Genomic DNA, 20,844 nt, shown 5'->3' with positions numbered 1-20,844 from the left:
GCCGCTATAACAACCGATGCAATTCCGCGAGCGACAGCGTGGTCTGAAAGAGCCGCGTGAGACTGCGGCTCGCATACTTGTCCACTTCGTCAGGCGCGGCCCAGCGGTAGGCATCCATTTCGGGAATCAGCGTGCCGTCGGAGCGGCGCGGAAAGAGCGACGTGCAGGTGCACACGCTCAGATCGAGTTCATCGACAGTGGCACGCGCGCCGAACAGATGCAGGTCCTTGTCGCGCCGATAGACGAATAGGCCGAGGTCTTTCAGACGCTCGGGCTCGATGGCGATACCGGTCTCCTCGACCATCTCGCGCAGCGCCGTGACGTGCGGCTCCTCGCCTTCTTCGCCGTGTCCTTTGGGAATATCCCAGTGCGACGTTTCAGTGGCGTGCGCGAGCAGCACGCGGCCGTCCGGGTCGAGCAAGACGATGCCGCACGAGACAATCCGTGTGCTCATTGCAGCACCATTTCAAGCGAACGCAACGAACCATCGACACGCACATGCATGGCTTCGAGCCGCGCCGGCTGCCAACCGGCGCGCGCCGCCATCAAGGCCCGCATGCTCAGTGCTTTTTCTGCAATTGCCAGTTGCCGCTGCCGTGCTTGCAGAACTGCGGGCGCAGGTTCATCGATTGCCCCTTGGCGCTCAGCACGACGCCGACGTCGCGGCAGGTACGGTCGCCGTCCTTGGCCGTGCTGGCCATCGTGATCGCGGCGTCGATCTTCACGCTGTTGCCCGTGCCTTCATTGACCCAGTTCATGGTTTCGCCGTCCTGCTTGTCGTTCAGTGCGGAGAAGACCGCCTTTTTGACGGAGTCGATGTCGCGTTGCTTCATGTAGCTGATCGGCGTGTCGTTCAGAAAACCAAGATTCGCAGCTTGCGCGCCGATCGCAACACCCAGCAACAGGCTACCGGCAGTCAGTTGAGACAGGACACGGGTTCGCATCGACATGAAGGGTTCTCCTCGAAATTGTTCGGCGGTCTCGAGCGCGCGGGGCGCATCGTGATCTGGACCCCAAAAGCATAGCATGTCCCCCTCGAAGGGACCGCGAGAAACGGCCGGGCTCTCAGCCGAACAGGGCGGCCGCCAGCGGAATCTGCGGCGCGCTCTATTGCTTGAATCACGCGCCACCGGACACAACGAGCGCCCCTAATTTTAGGACAGCTCCCATTCCTAGCAGTAGGACGACTTCTTAAGATTGATTGATTGCGCATCCGCCCCAATCAGAATCTTAAGACGCTCCGCCATGCACACCCTCTCCGCCCTCAAAACTTTTGCTATCGCACTTGCGCTGCTGTGTGTCGCGCTCGTACCGGTTGCGATCAGACGCGATCCCGGACTCGCGCGGCGCGTCGTGCGGATGGACGCGTTGCCTCGCGCTCGCTGGCCGAATCTGCTGACGCGTGTTGGCGTCGCCTGCCTGTTGCTGTCCTTCGCCATGCTGCTCGTCGGCTGCTATTACATGCTGGCGAGCGTCGGCAACTAATCCTGACCTGAGCGACCGGCTACGCCAGCAGCCATCGCGTCACCTGCCTCACTTCGCGGCCACTGAATCGGCCGCCCCGCTTCCCGCCTTATACCCGTCGGTCAGCGTATTCAAAAACGCGACCACGTCCTTGATTTCAGCCTCGTCGAGCGCTGGCTTGTCACCCGGCTTGCGATCGAACGGCGGGTCAGTATTCAGATTGGCCCAGTACTGCTGGGGCAGATCGTCGAACTTCCGCACTTTGCCTTTCGCGACCGGATAGAACTTCTCCGGGTTCGTGTCGCGCTCGGCATAGAAGCGCACCACCTGATCGAGCGAATGATAGATGCCGTTGTGAAAGAAGCTCTTCTTCAGCGCCACATTGCGCAGCGTCGGCGTGCGGAAGATGCCGCAGAACTCGGCGCGTCCCTTCAGATCGGTGCGCTCCGGGCCGCAGGCGCCAAGGTCATGGAAATGCGGATCGCGATTCACCGACAGCGCGCGATTGCGCGGCACGCCGATCGCGATCAGACCGAAATCGCTGAACTGCGGCGGCGCACCGTCCATGGTCCGCTGGCTGATGTGGCAACTCGCGCAATTGCCTTTTTTCTCGTCGTTGAACAGTTGCAGGCCGCGCAGTTCGGCTTGCGTCAACTGAGCCTTACCCGCCAGATAGGCGTCGTACTTGCTGGTGTACGGGTAGAAAGTTTCCGGCGTCTGCTCGAAGGTTTCGAGCGCTTGCAACACGGCTTTGAAGGTGGCGTCGTCGCTATCGAAAATATGTGCGCCGAAGGCCGCGCGGAAAGCATCGGCGTAGGGCGCAGCCTTGAGCGCCGCAGTGACTTTGGCCGGCGTGCTGCCCATTTCAAACGACGACAGCAGCGGAATGCGCGCCTGGTCGCCACCGCGGTCGACGCGGCCATCCCAGGTCAAGCCGCCGGTCGGCCCGGCATCGACGCTTTCGTCGCCTTCGTCGTCCGACTCGTGGTAGTGCTCGGCGAATGCGGGAACCGATTGCAGATACTTCAGCGTCGGCGCGGCGCGCATGCCGGTGCGGTGCATGTCGTTGCCGCCGAGTTGCACCGACAACGCATTGGCCGGCGAAAACCCATGGTCCGGACTGTGGCACGACGCGCAAGCGAGCTTGCCCGACCCGGAGAGCGACGCGTCGAAAAATAACTGCTTGCCGAGCGCCGTCATCTGCCGCACGGATTCGTAGACTTGCGCACGGGACTGCCCCGCTTCATGGGCAGCCACCTGCACGGCCGACGCCGCCACCGGCGCGGACGAAGCCGAACCGCCCGCGACCGTGCTCGCGGCGGCACTCGCGACGGCTGCCGTCCCCGGCGCACCCGCATCGCACGCGGCAAGCGTCAAGGTCATGGCTGTCAGCGCGAACGCCGTCGCTTGCCGCACGCGCATCGTCGCGAGACCGGCGCCACGCCGCGCCTCGACCCGAGCCATTATTTTCCGAATCCCCGTCAGACCAGGCCGCATAAGAAAGATGTGAGTTTGCGATAGTGAAGTCCGCGAGCGTATTTCATTCCCATGTCTTTTAAATGACATACAGCCGACGGTATTCTCATATCAGAAGCAATTCGTAATTAATTACATCTTTCTGTCAAATTGCCTTGCCAAACTTTCGCCCGCGGTCATCCGTGTAAGGAGTGCAGGTGACCCGTCCCCAACGCGAGAGAGAGAAACCACATCAAATGAACAAGAAACTGATCTGCGCGACGCCTATCGCGATTGCAGCAGCGTTGAGCCTGTATGCGTGCGGCGGTGACAAAGTCAACGAACCGGACATCACTTCGATCAAGAATGTCGTGGTGATCTACGCGGAAAACCGCAGCTTCGACAACCTGTACGGCAACTTTCCCGGCGCCAACGGTCTGCAGAACGTGACGGCGGCGAGCGCCACGCAGGTGGACCGCAACGGCACGACGCTCGCGACGCTGCCGCAGGTGTGGAACGGCCTGACGCAAACCGGCGTCACGCCGGTGGTCACGCAGGCCATGACGGCAAACCTGCCGAACAGCCCGTTCGCCATCGACGACCCGAAGGGTCTCAACACGCCGATCACGGCGACGACGCGTGACCTGTATCACCGCTTCTACGAGAACCAGATGCAGATCAACGGCGGCAAGAACGACAAGTTCGCCGCGTGGGCGGATTCGGGCGGCCTCGTGATGGGCCACTACACGCTCAACGCCGACAAGCTGCCGCTGTGGAAAATCGCCCAGCAGTACACGCTCGCCGACAACTTTTTCATGGGCGCGTTCGGCGGTTCGTTCCTGAACCACCAGTGGCTGATCTGCGCGTGCACGCCGACCTATCCGAACGCGGACAAGAGCGTGGCGGCCAGCTCGATCTCGTCGGTGGAAAGCGACGGCGTCACGCTGAAGCTCGCGTCCAACTCGCCCGCTTCGGCGTTGAGCGGTCCGCCCAAATACGTAAACTCGGGCAACCTCACGCCTGACTTCTTCGCGATCAACACGATGCAGCCGCCGTATCAGCCGAGCGGCAACAAGCCGGCGACCGGCGGCGACGCGAACTTCGCCGATCCGACCCAGGCGACCACGCTGCCGGCACAGTCGCAGCAGCACATCGGCGATCTGCTGAACAACGCGAAGGTGTCGTGGGCATGGTACGGCGGCGCGTGGGGCGCGGCGGTGTCGGCGGCGCAAAACGGCACGTCGAATGTGATTTACGGCGCGAATCTGACGGCGCCGAACTTCCAGCCGCATCACCAGCCGTTCAACTACTTCGCCGACCTCGCACCGGGCACCGCGAACCGTTCGCAGCATTTGCTCGACGGTGGTCTCGCCGGCTCGGAGTTCATTAAGGCGATCGACAACGGCACGCTGCCGCAAGTGTCGTTCTACAAGCCGCAGGGCAACCTGAACGAACACGCGGGCTACACCGATGTCGCATCGGGCGATCAACACATCGCGGACGTGATCTCGCATCTGCAGAAGAGCCCGCAGTGGAACAACATGGTGGTGGTCGTGACCTACGACGAAAACGGCGGCTTCTGGGATCACGTGTCGCCGCCGAAGGCCGACCGCTGGGGTCCGGGCACGCGTATTCCGGCACTGATCATCTCGCCGTACGCGAAGAAGGGTTTCGTCGATCACACGCAGTACGACACCACGTCGATCCTGCGCTTCATCACGCACCGCTTCTCGCTGCCGACGCTGCCGGGCATCGCGGCGCGCGACGCGGCACTGGTGAGCAACGGCAGCAAGCCGATGGGCGATCTCACGGCTGCGCTGAACATCAAGCAATGAGTGCAGGGCGAAAGGCGTTCGATTTCAGACGGACGACGTTAAGCGGTAAGCAACAGTCCGCCTGAGGGTGAGACTTTGACAGGGCAGCTTCGGCTGCCCTTTTTTATGGCTGCCGTGGAGTCCGACGCGTTTTCACGAGCGGCGTATGCTTCGACCCAGGACGCGATCGTCTCGTCGATGGCGGCTCGATATCCTCCGCAACACGTTGCAAGCTTGACCACTCATTCAGGAGTTCGACAACATGACTGAAAAAACCATCAAGGTGCCCGGTCCCGATCATCCGATCACGGTCGAGCCGGCCAAAGCGCGCGTGGTCGTGACGGTAGCCGGCAAGGTGATCGCCGATTCGAAGAAGGCCCTCGTGCTGCGCGAAGCATCGTATCCGGAGGTGTATTACATTCCGCGCAACGACGTGGAAATGACGCTGCTGGAGCGCACCGATCACGCGACCTACTGCCCGTACAAGGGCGATTGCGCGTACTACAGCATTCCGCTTGGCGGCGAGCGGACGGTGAACGCGGTGTGGACTTACGAGTCGCCGTATGCGGCTGTGAAGGAGATCGCGCAACATCTGGCGTTCTATCCGAACCGCGTGGACTCGATCGAAGTGAAACCGGCGGAGTGACAAGCGAACGTGGCGCGGCGCAAGCTATGCGCGACTCTGGCCGCGTGGTGCGGCGAGCGCGCGCGCCAACATGAGAAGTACGGCAGGAGGGACTCGAACCCCCCACCCTCGGCTTAGAAGGCCGGGGGTGTAGCTTTTACCGAACTTTACAAATATCTACACACCCCTATAAATAAAGGGTTTCAGAGGAAAATTGCTCTATCGATTTCTATATGGGTTACGATATTTCTACCTGCTACGTAACCCCGGCGTAACCCCAAAGAGCAATGGAACCGACTTTTAACTTTACCGAAGCCAAGCTTCGCGCACTGTCTTTACCAAGCGCCGGTCAGCGCATCACCTATCGCGACACGAAGCAACCGGGGCTACAACTCCGGGTGTCGGCTGGCGGGGCCAAGACGTTCAGCGTATATCGCCGCGTGCGCAACGGGCCGCCAGAACGGATCACGATCGGCCGGTGGCCAGATATAACGGTGGAGGAAGCGCGGCGGCTCGCGGTCGGATTCGTGGCGAAGCTGGCGTCGGCGGAAAGTCCTGCCGCAGCCCGCCGCGCCGTGCGCGGTGAGATGACTTTCGGCGAACTGTATGAAGCCTACCTGGCCGACCGTGTGACCGCGGGCAAGAAACGGCCAGATCTCATTCGCGGATTGTGGGAGCTTTACCTCGGCCGGCTCCCCGACGTGCCGCGCAAGGCGCATGCGGCCGAGCGCAAGAAGCCCGCCGAGGGCGTCGACTGGTCCGGTAAGCGCGTATCCGAAATTACCGTGACGACGCTCGCGCAGCTGCATCGACGCGTCTGTGCAGCGGGCAAGGAGCGCACAGCGAACAAGGTGATCGCGCTCGTGCGGGCAGTCTACGGCTACGGGCTCAATCACCGAATCGTCACTGAGAACCCTGCCGTCGGCGTCACGTTGGCACCTGAAGGCGAACGATCCCGATTCGTCGAGGGGGCGGAGCTACCCCGCTTTCTCGCCGCCCTTGAGGCTGAAAGCCAGCCGTGGCGCGATTACTTCACGGTTTTGCTGTACGTCGGCTATCGGCGCGCGGCCGTGGCCGCAATGCGCTGGTCGGATCTCGATCTCAAGGCCGGCGTGTGGCGGGTACCCGGCGAAAAAGCAAAGAACGGCGACCCGATCATCCTGCCGATTGCCGGGCCGGCGTTGACGACGTTGCTCGCTCGCAACAATGACCGGCAAAGCGAGCAATGGGTTTTCCCTGGCGGTGGTCGTGCGGGTCATATCACGAGCCCACGCGACGCGTGGAGCCGCCTGCTCGCCCGCGCCGAAATAGATAACCTCTGGCTTCACGATTTGAGGCGGACCCTCGGTTCGTGGCTGGCTATGTCGGGCGTCTCGCTGCCGGCGATTGGGCGGGCACTCGGCCATAAAGACTCGCGGTCGACTGAAGTCTATGCACGGTTGCAAACCGAAGCTGTGGCGGGTGTCGTCCGGATTGCGCACGATGCGATTGCCGCGGCGGCATCGGACCCGGCCGCCATCCCTTCGCCCCGCACGGGCAAGGAATCTTAGCCGTACGCATACTCGGCTTTAACGCCGCTATTCTGCCCTCTATCACTCACACGAAGGGCGAATATGGACACCACTATCACTCCAGCGCTGCTTACTACACAAGAGGCAGCGCAATACCTTGGCGCAACCGCGAAAACGCTTGAAGTTTGGCGTAGCACGCGGCGCTACGCCATCCCCTATATCAAGATCGGCGCGAAAGTCCGCTATCGCAAAGCGGATCTCGACGCCTGGATTGCCTCGCGCGTGGTGGCGGCATGAACGGCGCGCAACTCGCCAGTGCGTGGCTGTCCGACTTCGAAACGCAACTGGTCAACGCGTCGCTGAACGAGGGACCTATCGAGGACATTCTCGACGGTCCCCGTCTGACGCTCACCCGCGTCATCAAGCTCGTGAACGGGATTGTCCTTGTGAACGACGCAGCGGGCATTACCCACATCGGCGAGATACAAACAACGCTCGAGGGCATGCTGCACGCAATCGACGGTGTGCTCCCAAGGCAAGCGCGCGAGATGACGATCGCACAGGCGCGACCTAGGCTGGCGCCGCTCGTCGCCGAGGTGCCCCAACTGCAGGAATGGCTGCGCCAGCTCGCGCCGTTCATCAGCCCATTTGGAGATCTGTGGAAATGAACAAGCCGAAAGTAACCCCTGTTGGACCCCCGGCAATCATTCCCGCAGCGCCGGGCACGATTGCCTACACGCGCATTGACGACTCTGAATATATCGAGCCGGTAATCGCGTTCTCCATTGAAGTGTTTGAGAACGTTGCGCCGGACGGCCACAGGTTTTACACCCACTTCACGACTGTGCTCAGCGTCGACGGCGAGATTAGCGAATACACCGCTATCGCGTTGCCCGATGGCTCGATGGCGCTTGAGCACGCGCAGCTGCAAACGCTGCAGGAATATCGGGAAGCTCGCAAACTGGCTCGCAAATAAAAAGCCCGCTGTGGTTAGCAGCGGGCTGAAAGTAAATCTTAATGGCTGACACCTTACCAGGGCATCAGAATGCAGAATACCATAAGCACTACTGAAATCAATGAGTTAGTGCTCGCCTACACGAAATTTCCTAATCGGTTCGCGACGGCAAAAAGCGACGAGCGCGCCACGTGGACGGATCTCGTGCGCCTGCTTGCCAACCCGCCACGCGCCGCAAATAAGGCCGCATGCCCCTGGATCAAACTCGCGCGCTTCGGCAACGTTACGACGGTCAAGAAGTGCTATCGGCATGGCGCCAACATACTCGCGATCAGCGGGCTCGAAGGCGACTATGACGACGAACAGGTAAGCATTCCCCAAGCCGCCGACCGGCTGGCCGCGCTGGGGATCGAAGCGCTGTTCTACTCAAGCGGTAGTCACACGCGAGCGAAACCTCGCTGGCGCGTCGTCGTGCCGCTGTCGCGTGAGTACGCCCCTACCGAACGCAAGCGGTTGATGGCCGTGCTTAACGGTGCGTTGGGTGGCGTTCTCGCCGGCGAGAGCTTCGTCGACGTGCAGTCGTATTACTTCGGGCGCGTCGATGGCGCCGAGTTCGAATCGCGACACGTACGCGGCGAATTCATCGATTATCTGGACGATCTAGGGTGCTTGCCTGACAGCGTCGGGCCGCGTGGGAAGAGCCTGTTATCTGTTGTCGAGAGCGCTAGCCGTGCCAGCGGCGACGATGATTACGAAATGGATCGCATGCTCGCGCTTCAGTGTGTCAACGACGAGACGATCGCGGATCTGCGCGACGCCCTTTCGACGTTCGACATGTCTGACCGCGGTGACTGGATCAACGCGGCTCAATACCTGCGATGCCTGGAGGAAACCGGCTTCGAGCTGTGGGCCGCAGCGTCGCGGACCGCGGACAACTGCGACCCCGACGACGAATTGCGTTACCGCTTTTTCAGCTGCGATGGCACGCACACAGACTACCGCGCGGTGTTCAAGGTCGCCGCGGAAAAATACCGTTGGGAAAATCCACGTAAAGGCAACGTGGAGCCCTACGCGGAGCCTGTCGAGACGGACGCCGACGGCAACCGCATCAATTCGTTCCAGCTCGCGCTCAAGCGCGCCGAGGCGCCAATCCGATCCGACCTGATCAAGGGCGTTATCCCTGACGCCGAGTTCGGGATTATTTTCGGCAAGTCGGGCAGTGGCAAGTCGTTTGCCGCGATCGACCTTGGTTACCACTTGGCACGGGGCGCCGCGTGGCGCGGCCGGAAGGTCAAGCAGCGCAATGTCTACTACATCGCCGCCGAAGGCGCGCACGGGGTTCGGCGCCGTGCCAAGGCTTACGCCCTGCACCACGGCGTCGACGCGCTGACGCCCTTCTACACCCGCGAGCGCGCGATCAACATGCATGCGAAAAACGGCTGGGTGCGGGCTGCGGAAGACATCAACGAAATCGCGGCTAGCGAGCCCGGCGTCATCTTCATCGATACCCTGTCGCGCTCGATCCCGGGCGTCGAAGAGAACTCGGCCAAAGACATGAGCCAGGTTATCGAAAACTGTCAGATGCTTGGCCGGGCGACGGGCAGCATGGTGATCGTGATTGCTCACGCCGGCAAGGACGACGACAAGGGCGTGCGCGGATCTTCGACGCTGCGCGCCGCGGCTGACTTCGAACTGGCCGTGAGCCGCCATCTCGAAACACAGTGGCGGTGCTTGAAACTCACGAAGGCCAAGGATGATGTCGACGGCGTTGAGTTCGGCTTCGAACTCACATCGGTTGAAGTCGGGATCGACGAAGACGGCGACGCGGTGTTCTCGGCCGTGGCTGTGCCATCGGACGACAAGCCCGATGTTGCAAAAAGACCACAGTCGCGGGACGCGGCACATGCACTCGATGTCGTTATCGAACTCGCCGACTTCTCTCCCGATGGCTGGGTTGACGTCGAGCAGGTGATTGATCGAGTACTTGAACTGCACCCGAATGCGTCAAAAAACGCACGCGTCAACATCAGGCGGTGGATAAGTGGCGCGCACAAACTTGCTGATTTCGACGTGTTCGACGGAAAGGTGCGCTACTCAGCTACTCAGCCCTACTCAGATGACATCTGAGTACTGAGTAAAAAGCCGCGAACACTACTCAAATTACTCAAATGCCTATAGGCATGAGTAATTGAGTAGCGCGGATTAGGGTTTCGTGAATCGAAATCGAAATTTTTTACGTGCTCCCGCGTCAATCGGCACGCTTCGCGACGCGCATGTGCGTGCACGCGAGGGTTTCGGTTGCAGTACGCGCGATCGCACGTGCGCGCACGTGAGGAGGTTTGATGGAAAAGAAACAACGCAAGACTTTCGCCGAACGGCTGGACCGCGCATGCGAGCGCGACCGCGCGATGAATGCATTGGTGTTCGGTGACGTGTTGCCGACGGCGAGCACCCGCCTGAAACTTTTCGAGCGGTGCCGCTATTGGTGTTTCGACGCCGCCGAGACCGCTGCACTTTTCGAAATGCTCGAAGCGAGGGACCTGACATGATCACTATCGCTGGGGTCTACCTGCCCGACACAATGGGCACCCGCATGCTCGCGGTGCTGTATCTCGCGCCGCACCACCCGCTGCCCGTCGCCGACATGCTCGGCGTGACGCCCGCAGCGGCGCGGAAACGATTGGAGCGCGCAGCGGATTCGATTGGGCGATTCGCGCCGCGCCTTGCGGTGGAACTGCGCAATCACTTGCGCTGGACGAATGGAGTCGCGACGTACAAACCATCGGGCCGTTATGTAAGCGTAAGGAATGCGTCACCCGCGTTGTAAACCCGCGAGCGGGTGGATATCCTGGGCTCAATTAACCCAGGAGCGCGCCATGCGCCGAGCAACAGTTTTGAAATCCGCCATCGCCGAGGCGCAGCATGCGTACAACCTCGCGATTAATGCCCGCACTGCCGCGCTGCAGGCTGTCAGCACCGATCCCACCAACGACAAGGCACACAAGGCACTCGACGATGCCGCGGCGGCTGTGCGCCCGCTGAGCGATCGTCTCGATCGTCTCAACGACGCGATGCACGAAGCGCTGCGGCTCGACGATATCGACGACAAGGCATCGAGGCGTGCCGGCTGGATCGCCGCTCGCAATCAGGCGGTGACGCTTTCCGCGGCCCGCGTGGAGAATGCCCGCGCGCTGCAAAAAGCACTTGACACACTGGCGGCGGCGCTCAAAGGGTTTGATGCTTCCAACGATGCTGTTCTGCAGGCGGTCTACGAGGCCGTGCAAGGCGCAGAACCTCGCACACTGCCTAACGACGCGTCGATGTTTGCCCAGCGGGTTGGCGCAGTCGCGCAGACTGTTACGGTCGGTATTCGCGACGCGTTCGCGCTTGGCTTGCGCGATGCAGGAATCGCCGAGGTTTTCGACCTCGACGCACTGCTCGAATTCAAAAACCCCGATTTCTTCGCCCACGGCACTCGCGGTCTGGTTGCTGCGGTCAACGGATCGACCGACCGGATCGGCTACGCGCTCGACCATCTGCACAAGACACTCGGCATCCTGCCCGCTGATCCCGTCGAGGAAGCCGAGCCCGCGATCGCGCCACCGACGGAAATCGAACTGCCTGACGGTTCGATTTACTCGATCGATGCAGTGTCGGTCGAATGGGCCGCGCCGAAATGAGTGACATTGAAACCACTACCGGCGCGTCGGGCGAGAGCGGCCCCGACCTCAATGCGATCGCTGACCGTCTGTTCGGCAAGTCCAGCGTTCCGAGCGCACCGGCCGATCAGTTGCCACCTGTCGAGGCCGCCAAGCCTGCAGAGGCCACGCAGGCAGACGCCAAACCCGCAACCGAGACGCCGGCCGCAGCCATTGAATTGCCTGATGCGATTCGGGAACTGCGCGACGATCCGCTGCGCCGGATGTTCTCGCCCCAAGGCACGTACGCCAGCGTCCAACTCGAAGAAAGCATGAAGGACGTCGCGCTCGATCCGGCTGTCAAGACCGCTGCAGCCGTTGAGTTCCGGGAAATTTTCGCAGACTTCGAGGCCAGCCCCCAAGACGCGCACGAACTCGTCAGCGCCGCCACGCGCTTCACGGCCGAGCCTATGACTACCGAGCGCGACGCCTCGAACACGAACGCCGCGATTGAGTTGCTAAATCAGCACTTCGGCAATGACGCCAAGAGCGCACTTGCAGCTGCCCAGCAGATGATCGCGCGCGACCCGCGTCTCTCACGAATGCTCGACCAAACGCGCCTCGGCAACGACCCGAAAACGGTGCTGAAGATCGCGCAGCTGGCTCGCAGCGCAAAGATGCGCGGCTAAGGAACATCCATGCTCTTCGACACCCAATCCCTGTTCAGCGACTCGCAGCTGATCACGACCACCGCGAACTCGTCGAACGTGATCGACCAGGGGCCGAATGCGATGACCGGCCTTATCGGTCAGACATCGCAAGGCGCGCTGTTCGTGCGCTGCATGCAGACCTTCGCGAGCGGCGTCTCGCTGCGCATTCAGCTTGTGTCATCGGACACGGCCGATCTGCTTACTAATCCGCTCACGCACTTCGATAGCGGCGCGATCCCGCTCGCCAACTTGACGGCGAAGTCGATGCTTGCAGCCACGCGCATTCCGCCACAGCGGCTGCGCCGGTATCTCGGCCTCATGTACACCGTGGTGGGCACGATGACCGCTGGTTCCATTCTCGCCGGCATCGCAGAAGACCTGCCATCGGTACTGACCACAGATCAGTTCGCAAAGGGGTTCAGCGTATGACGATCTCAAGCCAGACACGCAAAGCGGGCCCCTTTCGCGGCAACGGCGCTTCAACGGCCTTCCCGTTCAACTTCAAGGTATTCGGCAAAACGGATATCAAGGTGCTGAAGGTCGATAGCAACGGTATATCGACGACGCTAGCGCTCGATTCGGATTACTCAGTCCTGCTGAATCCGAACCAAGACAGCGGCCCCGGCGGCCAGATCGCCTATCCGGTGACTGGCGCTCCGCTCCCTACGGGCTACCAGCTTGTCATAGTGGGTGATCTGCCTTACGACCAAGGAACTGACATCACAAATGGGGGTGGCTTTTACCCCAAGGTGATCAGCGACATGGTCGACCGGGCAACTATTCAGATCCAGCAGCTAGAAGAGATCACTTCTCGGGCCATCGTTGTCTCAGAAGCGGAAAGCCTAAACCCTGTACTGCCGACCGCGCAGGCGCGCGCTGGCACGGTTCTCAGCTTTGACGCGCTTGGAAACCTTACGCTGTTGCCGATTCCGGCAGGCGTCGGCGCTGGGGATCTGCAAGACGAAATTGGAAACGACGGGAAGCCCGGTTTTGTCGCGGGAGTGGATTTTATAGCCGGGGCGACAGCCCAGCTCACACTATCTCGTGCGCCGGGCAACAAAGCCAACGTATGGATCGAATTTGATGGTGTATATCAAGGTGGTGATCAGATTCTGTCCCTAGTTGGAACGACGCTTACTCTGACGGCTCCGATCCCGCTTGGTACTCAGCGCGTCTATGTTCGCACTGGTACCACCCTCTCCGTCTATGTACCCCCCGATCAATCTGTTACCGATAGCAAGGTCGCACCTGGCTCGCTGCTGTACAACCGGGTGCACGATGCTCTCAGCCTTCGCGACAAAGGGGCTGTGGGCGATGGTAGCAATGACGACACCGCCGCCGTTGAGGCTGTAGAGGCGTCGGCTGTCGATACAATTTTCGTGCCCGAAGGTACATATTCAGCGTCGACAGCATCGGCATCGTTGACGAAAAACTACTTCGGTTTCGGGCAACTGAAGACAAGCGCCAACCGGCGCGCGAAATTCTTCAGCGCTATTCACGCCGCACCGGCCACGCTGGGTGATCACGATAGCATCGAGACTGCGTTCAATGGCGACGTCACACACAGCATTTTCCAGTCTGAGCATCGCATCACTGGCGCGGCAACGCTCGGCCAGCCCACGACAGGCTACGTGTACACCCCGGAGACTTATCAGGAATACGTTCGCCTTTACAACTCGTCCGGATGGAATAACGGTACCAGCGATAACAGCGGGCGCACGGCGGCAGTTGCCAAGCGAATAGCACTTGAGCAGTACGGGCAAGGTGACTGCGTCGCCTATAACGCAACCGCATTTGTGTCTGGCGCACGCGCCGGCGCGACAAGCTTTCTTGCGAATCCGGCCGCTTCGTTGTGGAACGGGGACATGACCGCGGGATCTTCCGGCGTGTATCTCAATCCATATGAGACGTTTCTCAGCGATGGTGGTTTCGATGTTGCCGGCATCGGAAGCGTAAGTAATCTTGAACGAACCAACGCGACGGGCGCCCTCTTTGCCTGGTGGGGTGGCTATCGCGTACAGAGCGTGGGATCAGCAAAGATCGACGTTGCGTTCTCTGCCATCGGCGGGGCGCGCTTTGGGCTCGATCTTTCCTATTTGCAACTGGATGCTACTCAATCGGCAATTGCGCTTTCCGCGAACCAGCGCATTTACGGAAACGTGACTGCGACGGACCCTGACGCGAGATATCCAATCGTCTCGGGGGATTGGTTCGGTTATCAAAGCTCGATCAGCGGGTGGGTTTTCCAGATAGCGAATAACAACGTGCTGCAAATGAACGGAAATCAGGTGACTGTGCCGACGCGTTTTCAGCATACCGGCACAAGCCTTGGCTTTTTTGGTGGCTCGCCAGTAGGGCAGCCAGGCGCAATTTCACAAACGGCGGGGTTTAACGCCGGTGCCGGAACAGCCATGAATAGTGCGTCTACGTCCACGGGCGGGATTGGGGCGAATGTCTACACATTCGGCGACGTTGTGCGTGCGCTTAAGCTTTTGAATCTTATCGCTAACTGAGGATTCCTCATGGATAAAACATTCGTGATCCCGGCTAACCTCTTGGCGCAGTTGCTGGAATATTTAGCGGCACGACCGTACCGCGAAGTTGCAACGGCGATGCAGGAACTGCAACATCTGAAGGAAATTCCGGGTGCCGACTAGAGCAACACATCGTGCGAACGCCGCGACGCTCCCGACGAGACTTAAAGGAAACACATGTCCGATTTGACAGTACCTACCGCCTCTGCGGCAGGCGCTGCTGTGCCAGACGCAGCTATCGCGCCAACGGCCAGCCCCGCCGCGGCGTATCTCGCCAACACGGCCGGCGCAGCACAAGGCAACGTCGCCCTTGCGATTGGCGCGGACCCCGACTATGAGGCCGCGATGCAGCAGCTCGCCCGGCAAACGGGCGTGCCAGTCGACAGCGTGAAGGCGTTCCCGGATCAGGCAAAGCAGCGAGCGCAGATCCAGAACACCGACTGGCAGGCGCTCGCCAAGCAGTTCCCGACGACCGCTGCGTTCTACCAGTCGCAAGACAATGCGCTTATCGCGCACGACGACATCCACAACCTGGCGAACGTCGAAAATGCGACGACGGCGCTCGGCCCTACTGGCAACACAGTGCCGCTCGCCCTTGGCACGACGGGATATTTTCAGCCCGACAACAGCCCGTTGCCGCTGCGCACGCGTATCGCCGATTGGGCGCGCAACCTGATCGGCCCCGACGCGAGCAGCCTGATCGGGCTCGACCAGACCGGCAATGCGCAGGGCGCTGGCGCCGCGCAGGCATCGGCTCAAGTCTTTGCTAACCAGACCGACACGCCGCTCGACGATCAGCGCCAAGCCGTCGGCGGCATGAACCCGGCGCCCGTCTCGTTCGCGCGCGGCTTCTTTCATTCGTTCCTAGCCGGCGCGACGGCCGACGCAACACCGAGTGGCAACACAGTGGCCGATGTGGCGGCCGGCGCCGGCAACCTCGCGGGCTTCATGACCGGCGCACCGCTCAAGATCGCAGAAGGCGCCGTCGAACGCGTCGGCGGGTCGTTGCTCGAGCATGTGGCCGGCGAGTCGTTCGCGAAAGCAGCAGTCAAGGACGTTGCGGGCCAAGCCGCCACGCTCGGGACGGCAAGCGCGCTGACGTCGGTCGGCGACTCGCTGAACCAGACTAGCGGTACGGATGCCTTTTCCTCAGTCGCCCGTGCGGGTGCGAGCGGCGCGGCGATGGGCGGCGTCTTCGGCGTCGCCGGCCGCGTGTTACCCGATAACACCATCCTGCAAACGACGGCCCGCATGCTCGGCGTGAATGCGGCAATGGACGCGCTGAACGGAACGAACCCGTTCGACAGCCGCCCGACCGCGCAGAAGGCTTTCGACTACGCACTCAATACGATGTTCTCGCTGCAGGGACAAGGCCGTGCCGGTGGCGGATGGCTCACCGACGCAGCGAAAGCAGACATTGCGACCGCCGACGCGGCGAGCCTGTCCAATCTCGTGAGTACCGCAGCCACGTCGAAGTTGCGCACGCGTGACCCGCAGGCGTTCAGCGACTTTATCAAGCAGTCGAGCGACAACGGCCCGATCCAGAATGTCTATGTCGACGGCACCGTGCTTGCGAACGCGCTGAACCAGTCGGGCATTGACGCGAACGCGTTGCAGGCCAAGTTGCCGGACGTTGCCGAGCAGTTGCAAACGGCGCTTCAGACCAACGGCCAGGTGAGTATTCCGGTCGAAGACTTCGCGACGCACTTTGCTGATCCGAAGCTGGCCGGCGAGTTGATCCCAAACCTGCGCACCGACCCGGAAGGCATGACGCAGAACGAGGCGCAGGCGTTTTATCAATCGCACGCGGACCAGTTTCGCGACGAAGCGCAGAACGTTTTCAATGCAGACGAGATGCAGACCGCGCATGAATTGAGCGCGCAAGTCGTCGGCGACAACGTGCGCAACCAGCTCGACACCGCGAACCGCTTCCCGGCCGAGACGAACGACGCCTATTCGAAGCTGGTGCAATCGTTCTACGGCACGACCGCTGAGCGCCTCGGCATGACGCCGGAACAGATGTTCGCGGCCTACCCCCTGCGGATCGCGGCCGAAGGCGTGCCAGGCGCGAATGCGCTCGACCAGGAAGCGCGCGGCAAGCTGTCGTTTCCGGATGACGTGAGCAGCGGGCCGAGCACGATCACCCTGCTCAAAGGCGCGGATCTGTCGACGTTTCTCCACGAAAGCGGGCACCACTTTTTGAACGTGCTCGATCACGTGGCACAGAACGGGCCGGACGCACTGAAGGCTGACATGCAGCACGTGACCGACTGGCTCGGCACCACGCCCGACGCGTGGCGCGCGATGACGCTCGAAGAAAAGCGCCCGATGCACGAGCAGTTCGCGCGCGGCTTTGAGGCGTATCTGCGCGAAGGCAAATCGCCGTCGCTCGAAATGCAGGGCGTGTTCCAGCGCTTTCGCGCATGGCTCGTGAACGTGTACAAGTCGATTGGCGATCTAAAGGTGCAACTATCGCCCGAAGTGCGCGGCGTGTTCGATCGCCTGCTCGCTACCAATGACGATATCGTTTTCGCCGAGACGGCGCGCTCTTACATGCCGCTGTTCAAGTCAGCCGACGAAGCCGGCATGACACCCGACGACTACGCGAAGTATCGCCAACTCGGCAATGAGGCGACGCTCGACGCGGTGCAAAAGCTCGGCTCGCGCACCCTTCGCGATTTGCGCTGGCTTGAAAACCGCAAAGCCGACGCCCTACGCGGCGTGAAAAGCGACGTTGCCGAGAAGCGCGACGCGACAGAAGCGGAAGTGCGCACCGAAATTTCTGCCGAGCCGGTCTACCAGGCAATGTCCTATCTCAAAGCCGACGGCGCCGGCAAGGATCCAGACATCACCGCCGAGACGTTCGGATTCGCATCGGCCGCCGAAATGCACGCGGCAATCGCCAACGCCGAACCGTTTGACAAGGTGGTGCAGGCCGTCACCGACCAGCGCATGCTCGAAAAGCACGGCGACATCACGTCGCCCGACGCCATGGGCCGCGCGGCCGATGCCGCGATCCACAACGAAGCACGCGCGCGCTTCATCGCGACGGAGTTCCGCGCGCTGAACAAGGCGACCGGTCCGATCCGCGAGATCACCCGCGCCGCGAAGGACGCCGCCGAGCGCACCATCGCCGCGACGCGTGTGAAGAACCTACGCCCGGCACAGTACACCGCCGCCGAGACGCGCGCCGCAAAGCAGGCCGAAAAGGCTCGCATGGCGGGCGATGTTCCGACCGCCGCGAAGGCGAAGCGCGACCAGTTGCTCAACAACCAGCTCGCCAAGGTGGCGACTGACGCGGCCGACGAAGTGCAGCGCACGCTCGAATACCTCAAGCGGTTCGGTAACAAGACGACCCGCGCGGCGATCGGTGCCGACTACATAGAGCAGATCGACGCCCTGCTCGACCGGTGGGATCTGCGCACCGGCATCACGGCGAAGGAACGCGCGCGCCGGCTGTCGCTGCTCGATTGGGTGCAGTCGCAGGAGGCGCAAGGCTTCGAGCCCGCGATCCCATCTTCGCTGTTGAACGAAGCGATGCGCGGGCACTATAAAGATATGACGCTCGAAGCGTTCCGCGGCCTCGCCGACTCGATCCGCTCAATTGACCATCTCGGCCGACTGAAGCAGACGCTGCTCGACAATCAGGACGCACGCGAATTCGACGCAATCCGCGAAGAAGCTGTTGCGCAGATGAAACAGCTTAAGCAGCGCACGCCCGACGACGTGCTTAACCCCGGTGAGGGTGGCAAAGGCGTCGACGCAATCCGCGCCGTGAGCGCGCGGTTCAAGAGCGCCGTGAAGTCTGGCGACGCGTCGCTGCTGAAGATGGAACAGGTTATGGATTGGCTCGATAACCACGACCCGCAGGGCGTGTTCAATCGGGTCGTGTTTCGGCGCATCGCCGACGCCGAAGCGCGTGAAAACGATCTGCGAAAGGACATCACGGCGAAGTTCAAGGAAGCGTTCGACGCGGTGCCCGACGAGGTAACAAAGGACTTCTCGAACCGCTACACGATGCCCGAACTGCGCGACGAAAAGACCGGCGAGCCGACTTCGATGTTGAAAAGTGAAGTGATCGCAATGGCGCTGAACACCGGCAACGAGTCCAACTATTCTAAGCTGCTCGAAGGCAAGGGCTGGTCCGATCAGGCAGTGCAGCGCGTGTTGAACCGGCACATGTCGAAGGGCGATTGGGACCTCGTGCAACGCATCTGGCACACGATCGACACGCTGTGGCCGGAAATCGAAGCGCTAGAAAAGCGGGTGTCGGGCGTGGCGCCGCCGAAGGTTCAGCCACGAGCGGTGCGCACGCCGCACGGCTCGTATGAAGGCGGCTACTACCCGGTCGTCTATGACCCGCTGCGCAGCTTCAGCGCCGACCGGAACAAGGGCCGTGAAGCCGATCTGTTCGCCGCCAACTACACGAAGGCAACCACGCGGCACGGCTACACAAATGAGCGGATAGACGAATACAAAGCGCCGCTCTACCTGAGCATGGAAGTGCTGCCGCGCCACGTCGGCCAGGTGATTCACGACATCGCCTATCGCGAAGCGATCATGGACGCACACCGGTTCCTTTCCGACTCGAAGGTGCGCGAAGGTGTCGAGAACACGCTGGGCCGCGAGTATTACGGACAGTTCACGCCGTGGCTGAAGGCAATCGCCAACGACCGCAACGTCGATAACCGCGAAGTCGCATTCTGGGAAAACCTCATCAAGTCTGCGCGCACCAACGCCACGATGGTCGGGCTCGGCTACCGACTGACGACGATCCTGAAGCACGGCGGCGCTGCCGCGCTGAACTCGGTCGGCGAGATCGGCCCGCGGTGGATGGCGTCCGGTGTCAACGCGTTCCGGCAGGACATGGCCGGCACGCGCGACTTCGTGTTCGAACGATCAGGCGAGATGCGGCACCGCATGGAGCAGGTCGACCGCGACGTGCGCGACCTGATCCGCAACGTGCAAATCGACAGTCAGTCCGGTCCGGTCAGCGCGGCGACCAAGACGCTCAACGCAGCGCGCCGCTACGGCTATTACGGTATCTCCATGATCGACATGGCGTCAGCGATGCCGACGTGGATGGGCGCCTACACGAAGGGACTGCATGAGAGCATGACCGAGCAAGATGCGATCTACTACGCCGACAAGGCAGTGCGCAACGCGCACGGCGGCGGCGGGGTGAAGGATCAGGCCGCGATCCAGCGCGGGAGCGAGTTCCAGAAGGCGATCACGATGTTTTACTCATTCTTCAACCACTTCTATAACCGTCAGCGGGATATCGGCCGAACGGCGGTTAGCGGCTTCGGCAATCTGCAGCAGGGGAATATCAAAGCGGCAGGCGGTGACTTCGCCCGCGTACTCGCCAAGTCGTTCTGGTACTTCGCCGCCGTCGCTGCATGGGACACCCTGATCAAGGGCACGCCGCACAACGAGAGCTTCGTCGGGCACTTCGCGAAAGAGCTGGCGGGGCTCGGCCTGGCCGGCGTACCTCTCGTGCGCGACATTGCGCCGACGCTGCTGCACGATCAGCAGTTCTCCGCGACGCCGCTAGCGCAGGCGGCGACCGCGATTTCAAACGTCGTCAAAGACGGCGCGCACGCGGCGACGGGTGGCAAGGTGGAGCACCCGATCGCTCACGCGGTGCAGGCGGCCGGCTACGCGTTCGGGCTACCAGTCGGCCAGGCCACGACGACCGGGCGCTTTCTGTGGGACACGGCAGACGGTCAGCAACGGCCGCAGGATATCGCCGGCTGGTTCCACGGCATCGTGTCCGGACGCGCCGACCCGCACTAGTCGTAGAAGAGTTCAACATCTTTCGGTTCGGGGGCGCTCGTGCGCGTGAGGTTCCACTCTCGCAGCACGAGCGCGTCGAAGGCTGACCACAACATGATCACTTCGCCGCGCCCGTTGCACACGACGTCTATACCGAACTGCTGCTTGAACCAGCGGCGCTGCTTCGAATAACGCCGGGCGCTAGTTATCCGGATCAGGTCTTCAGGCGACAGCAGGCGCTCATTCATGTTCGGTATCCCCCGACAAAGTTCGGCATTGCCTAACTTGTTGATTTACATACGATTTTCCTTGTAGTATGCCGCAATTCCGCCTATCCTTGAACCCATTGATGACACAACATCG

The 20,844-nt window shown here is 61.6% G+C and carries 20 protein-coding genes; 16 read left to right on the top strand and 4 right to left on the bottom strand.

Annotation, left to right across the window (positions count from 1 at the left end):
• Positions 1–4: 4 nt before the first annotated feature.
• Both B0G74_RS03380 and B0G74_RS03375 read right to left on the bottom strand, forming a co-directional pair.
• Positions 5–454, bottom strand: a complete 450-nt coding sequence (locus tag B0G74_RS03380) for an NUDIX domain-containing protein (RefSeq protein ID WP_132373648.1) — start codon at positions 452–454, stop codon at positions 5–7.
• 106 nt (positions 455–560) lie between these two features.
• Positions 561–950 (bottom strand): RT0821/Lpp0805 family surface protein, encoded by a 390-nt coding sequence (locus B0G74_RS03375; protein WP_132373647.1) that lies wholly within the window; start codon positions 948–950, stop codon positions 561–563.
• A 295-nt stretch (positions 951–1,245) separates the two neighbouring features.
• Between B0G74_RS03375 and B0G74_RS03370 the strand changes: the two genes are divergently transcribed.
• Positions 1,246–1,485, top strand: a complete 240-nt coding sequence (locus tag B0G74_RS03370) for a hypothetical protein (RefSeq protein ID WP_132373646.1) — start codon at positions 1,246–1,248, stop codon at positions 1,483–1,485.
• 48 nt (positions 1,486–1,533) lie between these two features.
• Here the strand turns inward: B0G74_RS03370 and B0G74_RS03365 are convergent, their stop codons facing one another.
• Positions 1,534–2,928 carry a cytochrome c peroxidase gene (locus B0G74_RS03365; RefSeq protein WP_207915611.1) on the bottom strand — a complete coding sequence of 465 codons (1,395 nt, stop codon included), beginning with the start codon at positions 2,926–2,928 and terminating at the stop codon, positions 1,534–1,536.
• A gap of 248 nt (positions 2,929–3,176) precedes the next feature.
• On the opposite strand from B0G74_RS03365, the gene B0G74_RS03360 reads away from it, so the two are divergent.
• The 15 genes from B0G74_RS03360 to B0G74_RS03295 all read left to right on the top strand — a co-directional run bounded on the left by B0G74_RS03360 (position 3,177) and on the right by B0G74_RS03295 (position 20,502).
• A complete protein-coding gene (locus B0G74_RS03360) occupies positions 3,177–4,754 on the top strand; it encodes an acid phosphatase (protein ID WP_132373645.1) in 1,578 nt (525 codons plus the stop codon).
• 241 nt (positions 4,755–4,995) lie between these two features.
• A complete protein-coding gene (locus tag B0G74_RS03355; protein WP_132373644.1) occupies positions 4,996–5,379 on the top strand; it encodes a DUF427 domain-containing protein in 384 nt (127 codons plus the stop codon).
• A gap of 266 nt (positions 5,380–5,645) precedes the next feature.
• Entirely contained in the window at positions 5,646–6,908 is a 1,263-nt protein-coding gene (locus tag B0G74_RS03350; protein ID WP_132373643.1) for a site-specific integrase, read from the top strand.
• Between the two features lie 63 nt (positions 6,909–6,971).
• Positions 6,972–7,166: a helix-turn-helix domain-containing protein gene (locus B0G74_RS03345; RefSeq protein WP_132373642.1), complete on the top strand. Its 195-nt coding sequence runs from the start codon at positions 6,972–6,974 to the stop codon at positions 7,164–7,166.
• A complete protein-coding gene (locus tag B0G74_RS03340; RefSeq protein ID WP_132373641.1) occupies positions 7,163–7,537 on the top strand; it encodes a hypothetical protein in 375 nt (124 codons plus the stop codon). The genes B0G74_RS03345 and B0G74_RS03340 overlap by 4 nt, the downstream gene beginning before the upstream one ends.
• A complete protein-coding gene (locus tag B0G74_RS03335) occupies positions 7,534–7,845 on the top strand; it encodes a hypothetical protein (protein ID WP_132373640.1) in 312 nt (103 codons plus the stop codon). The genes B0G74_RS03340 and B0G74_RS03335 overlap by 4 nt, the downstream gene beginning before the upstream one ends.
• Before the next feature lie 69 nt (positions 7,846–7,914).
• A complete protein-coding gene (locus B0G74_RS03330) occupies positions 7,915–9,951 on the top strand; it encodes an AAA family ATPase (protein WP_132373639.1) in 2,037 nt (678 codons plus the stop codon).
• Positions 9,952–10,166: 215 nt separating this feature from the next.
• Positions 10,167–10,373: a hypothetical protein gene (locus tag B0G74_RS03325; RefSeq protein ID WP_132373638.1), complete on the top strand. Its 207-nt coding sequence runs from the start codon at positions 10,167–10,169 to the stop codon at positions 10,371–10,373.
• Positions 10,370–10,651, top strand: a complete 282-nt coding sequence (locus B0G74_RS03320) for a hypothetical protein (protein WP_132373637.1) — start codon at positions 10,370–10,372, stop codon at positions 10,649–10,651. The genes B0G74_RS03325 and B0G74_RS03320 overlap by 4 nt, the downstream gene beginning before the upstream one ends.
• A gap of 49 nt (positions 10,652–10,700) precedes the next feature.
• Positions 10,701–11,504, top strand: coding sequence for a hypothetical protein (locus B0G74_RS03315; RefSeq protein ID WP_132373636.1), 804 nt, complete (start codon positions 10,701–10,703; stop codon positions 11,502–11,504).
• On the top strand, positions 11,486–12,151 hold the full coding sequence (locus B0G74_RS03310; RefSeq protein WP_132373635.1) for a hypothetical protein: 666 nt from the start codon (positions 11,486–11,488) through the stop codon (positions 12,149–12,151). Before B0G74_RS03315 ends, B0G74_RS03310 begins: the two co-directional genes overlap by 19 nt.
• A 9-nt stretch (positions 12,152–12,160) precedes the next feature.
• Positions 12,161–12,601, top strand: a complete 441-nt coding sequence (locus B0G74_RS03305; RefSeq protein ID WP_132373634.1) for a Bbp16 family capsid cement protein — start codon at positions 12,161–12,163, stop codon at positions 12,599–12,601.
• The gene (locus B0G74_RS03300; protein ID WP_132373633.1) at positions 12,598–14,685 is read left to right on the top strand and encodes a hypothetical protein; all 2,088 of its coding nucleotides are present in this window, start codon (positions 12,598–12,600) and stop codon (positions 14,683–14,685) included. Before B0G74_RS03305 ends, B0G74_RS03300 begins: the two co-directional genes overlap by 4 nt.
• 9 nt (positions 14,686–14,694) lie before the next feature.
• Positions 14,695–14,829: a hypothetical protein gene (locus B0G74_RS47415; protein ID WP_279388555.1), complete on the top strand. Its 135-nt coding sequence runs from the start codon at positions 14,695–14,697 to the stop codon at positions 14,827–14,829.
• Between the two features lie 54 nt (positions 14,830–14,883).
• Positions 14,884–20,502 carry a hypothetical protein gene (locus B0G74_RS03295; RefSeq protein WP_132373632.1) on the top strand — a complete coding sequence of 1,873 codons (5,619 nt, stop codon included), beginning with the start codon at positions 14,884–14,886 and terminating at the stop codon, positions 20,500–20,502.
• Here B0G74_RS03295 and B0G74_RS03290 read toward each other — a convergent pair.
• Positions 20,499–20,729, bottom strand: a complete 231-nt coding sequence (locus tag B0G74_RS03290; RefSeq protein WP_132373631.1) for a DUF4224 domain-containing protein — start codon at positions 20,727–20,729, stop codon at positions 20,499–20,501. The two genes, B0G74_RS03295 and B0G74_RS03290, sit on opposite strands and share 4 nt — an antisense overlap.
• Positions 20,730–20,844: the final 115 nt, after the last annotated feature.

The sequence above is a fragment of the Paraburkholderia sp. BL9I2N2 genome (genome assembly GCF_004339745.1).
Taxonomy (GTDB): domain Bacteria; phylum Pseudomonadota; class Gammaproteobacteria; order Burkholderiales; family Burkholderiaceae; genus Paraburkholderia.
This window is presented reverse-complemented; position numbering and strand designations above follow the sequence as displayed.